Source organism: Clostridium sp. (assembly GCF_051650885.1).
In the GTDB taxonomy this organism is placed as follows: Bacteria; Bacillota; Clostridia; order Clostridiales; family Clostridiaceae; genus Clostridium.
Genome location: NZ_JBOFRG010000375.1, coordinates 1 through 4,174 on the forward strand (window position 1 = coordinate 1; position 4,174 = coordinate 4,174).

Here is a 4,174-nt window from a genome sequence, read left to right on the forward strand (position 1 = left end):
AAAAGATCAATTATATTAAAAAATCAAATAATAAATAAATGAGATCAATATTTTTTAAAAATCAAATTGTCGTAGCACGCATGTGCTACACTTTCTTGCCACAAACAAGAACTACTTTGTTTGTTTGTTTGTTTGTTTACAGTGATTAATTAAATCACAAATAAAACTATAAATAAACGCAATCTTGCGGAGGGATGCAAGATAAGATTCACGGCGAAACTAATAAATCTTTAAATAACAACATGGCGACAGCGATAAAAGTTGTCAAGCCTTTCGAGGGAGAGGTGGGAGAGGACGTCACGGTGTGGCTAAGGGACACACTGATGATATGCAGGATCAGTGGACTTTCAGGGGAAGAAACCAGCAAGGTAATAATCTTAGCACTTAGAGGGAAAGCGCTATCGTGGGCCTCGCAAACGATACAAAACGATCTTGAAAACGTTTCTCTGGAGGGGATAGTGGACGCGTTAAAGAAGAGATTTGGAGCACAACGGAACTCGGACATGACGCTCAGCAGGTTTCTAAACACGCAAACACCAATTTCGAGACAAGACTTCTCGGAACTACTAAAGGACGCTACGACGTTGATGGTCGCTAACCTTATTAGCATGACGGCACTAGCACAGATGGTGGTAAACAAGGCACCAATGGAGATCAAGGCATTACTCTTCCAGACGGCAGTAGCGGCTACGAGCTGGGAAGAATTCGTTCAAAAAGCTGAGGAGGTAGCATGGATCGCCTTCCCTGACAAGTTGTTAGCACGGGTGGAGCAGACGAGGAAATACGAGAACGGAAGGGACAGAAGCTACCAGAGGAACCATCCAAGAAGAAACGACGACAAAAATAAGTCGGGTAAGAAGTTCTGCACGATTCATGGAGAATGCGGACACTTTTCTAGGGACTGCCGCAGACTGACGGAGGTATTGCAAGAGGAAAGAAAAAGATCAACCAGAGGAGTCAACAGTGCAAGTGAAGCAGACGACGTAAGATCACAGGTGCAGGAGGAAACCAGGGAGGACATCGGTGATAATAAAAATTTTAGCTGTTTATGTAGTAGGAGGGGTAGCATTGGAAACCCCTTCCTGATGGTAGCCAGGAATGGCGGTACTGAAAGGACGTGTTTGCTAGACACGGGAGCAGACGTGTCGATAGTGGGGTTAGACGATATCGAAGAAGAGAAGCGAGACCTGTTACCCTACTCCAGTATCATAAAGGCCGCGAACGGGCAGCCGATAAAGATAGTCGGAAGGCAACGGCACATGACTATTGACATATTAGGAGAGGAGGTATCATTTTCACCACTCGTGATGGAGCACACTAAACACATAATCCTGGGGGTGGACGTGTTGTGGGAAACACCGCAGTTAGTCCTCAAGATACTGAAGAAGGGAGAGTCAAGAGTGTGGGAGATAAGGAAAGAAGGGAAGAAGGAGGAAAACATCGACGAAGAGTTTGGTGACCTGTTCAGGACGGAGATAGGTGAGTACAATCTATGTACCACGGCCAGCCACGAGATCGACACCGGGGATAGCAAACCGATCTTTCAGCGTAACGCAAGAATCCCCATACATTTCGAAAAGGAGATAACGGAGGAGATAGAGAAGAACCTAAGGCTAGGAGTAATCAGGCCGAGCAAGAGTTCGTGGTGTAGTAGAACGGTACCGGTTCGTAAGCCGGATGGAACATTGAGACTATGTATCGACTTTAGAGCCCTTAACGCGGTAACCTTAAAGGACAAGTACCCATTACCCAGGATAGATGAGATATTAGACGATTTGGCGGAGGCAACAGTATTTTCGACCCTGGATGCTACATCGGGGTACTACCAGTTAGCAATGGAGGAAAAAGACAAGGAGAAGACAGCTTTCGCATGGAAAGGCGGTCTATACGAATTTAACCGAATGCCTTTCGGACTCTGCAACGCAGCAGCCACGTTCCAGAGAGCGATGGACGAGATATTCAGGAAGGAGAATAGGAAGTTCGTCATCCCCTATTTAGACGACATAATAATCTACTCCAGGGATGAGTCGGAACACAGGAAACATTTAAGGACGGTTCTGGGTAAAGTGAGGGCAGCGGGCCTGTCACTAAACAGGAAGAAATGTCACTTTTATAAGACAGAGGTAAAGATCCTGGGCAATATCGTGTCAGCAGGGACAATCAAGGCCGATCCCGCAAAAGTAGAAACTATACAACGTTACCCGACACCCACAACTATAAAGGAACTCCGATCGTTCCTAGGACTGGCAAACTACTGCCGCCAATTCATACCCGGATTCGCCATGGAGGCAGCCCCCATGTTCGCGCTACTGAAAGGAGAAAAGAAGGCCAGTAATAAAAAGATCTTCTGGGGGGAACAGGAGAAAGACTCATTCCACAGGATACGGAAACTGATGGGTGAACACACGGAGAGGGCTCAGCCGGATAGGAAGGGAAGGTTCATCCTCACCACCGACGCATCCGAGAAAGGTATAGGGGCCATCTTGGCACAGAAGGATCAGAAAGGGAGAGAAAGAATGATCGCAGCCTTTAGCAGAACACTTTCAACTTGCCAGCTGAATTACTCGGTGACGGACAAGGAGCTGCTAGGAGTCGTTAAAGGAATTGAGAACTTTAGACATTACCTACTAGGAAGGGAATTCACATTACGAACAGACCATAAGGCCCTAACATACCTATGGGAAACCAGAAACCCTAACAGTCGACTTTTGAGATGGGCCCTCAGACTACAGGAGTTCGCGTTTACACCGGAATACGTGAAAGGGGAAGAGAACGTAGCGGACGGACCCAGTCGGATCACGCCAAGGGAGGAAAGGCAGGTAGCACTGGCCGGCTTTGAAGAGCCGCCGGATAAGGAGACCATACTGAAAGAGGTGCACGAGGTACTAGGACACGGGTCGAGTAACAATATGTCCTTCTACATGGCCGATAGATACCGCTGGCCCAATATGTTCAAAGACATCAAGGAATTTTGCCGGAAGTGCTCCATCTGTCTGAGGAGCGGGGGAGCTTTAAGCAACACGAAGAACCGTGTCATTGAGACATCCAGGCCGAATGAACTCTGGGAAGTGGATTTACTGGGTCGAATCTGCGAGGGCGGTGGTAGCAGATTCATCTTCGTCGCCATCGATCACTTTTCCAAGTGGGTTGAAACGAGAGTTATCGAGAACAAATCAGCAGCGGAGATTGTTAGAGCCATCAAGGAACTGATATTAGACCGGCATGGCACACCGGAGAGGATCCTCTCAGATAACGGGCTGGAATTTGGGAACAAGCAGATACAGCAACTAGCCGAAGGGTACGGATTCACGTGGGTATACTCATCACCCTACCACCACCAGACCGTGGGGGCCGTCGAGCGGGTTAACCAGACACTTATGCGGAAACTCAAGAAAATTTCAGACTTTGGCCGGAAACACTGGGCCCCACTGGTTGAGAAGGCTACACTGGCCGTAAATTTATCATACAACAGAGCCATCGGTACGTCCCCGTACATCCTGAGACACGGCACCTTCTACGAGACGACGGCAGACGCGAGGTGGGCGCGCAAAGGTATCAAATTTGCAAAACAGGACCTATTCAACCGCAGAAGAGAGATATTTCATACATACAAAAAGGCGATAGAGAAGGGCAAGAAGACGGCCAACCCTCACGTTGGGATAGGAGATAGAGTCCTGATATTTAGGGAAGCAGGAAGTGGTAAACTCGGGGCTCAATGGATAGGCGGATTTACGGTAGTAGGTGAAGTGGCTCCGGACGCGTTCATAGTAAACAACAAAGACTCGGGATCTACAGTTAGAGTGAACAAAAGGCACATAAAAAGAGACACGGGTTTTTTTCTAGGGGAGGAGGTGTCGTAGCACGCATGTGCTACACTTTCTCGCCACAAACAACAACTACTTTGTTTATTTGTTTGTTTACAGTGATAAATTAAATCACAAATAAAACTATAAATAAACGCAATCTTGCGGGCCCATGCAAGATAAGATTCACGGCGAAACTAATAAATCTTTAAATAACAACAGTTATAAAGCGAATAAAACTCATAAGTATTTGGTTTTTGAAGAATTAAACTCTGAATCAAATACAGAAATCGCTGTTGAAGGAAAAGTAAACGGTAAAAGCATCAAAGTAATAGTCGACACAGCCTCATGTAAATCATTTATATCAGAAA

At 46.6% G+C, this 4,174-nt stretch carries 2 protein-coding genes; both read left to right on the forward strand.

Annotated elements, in window-relative coordinates; translation table 11 throughout:
- Nucleotides 1–194: 194 nt before the first annotated feature.
- Nucleotides 195–3,860, forward strand: coding sequence for a reverse transcriptase domain-containing protein (locus tag ACRC28_RS19130; RefSeq protein ID WP_438545051.1), 3,666 nt, complete (start codon nucleotides 195–197; stop codon nucleotides 3,858–3,860).
- Between the two features lie 115 nt (nucleotides 3,861–3,975).
- A partial coding sequence (locus tag ACRC28_RS19135; RefSeq protein WP_438545052.1) for a hypothetical protein occupies nucleotides 3,976–4,174 on the forward strand: 199 nt, incomplete at its 3' end.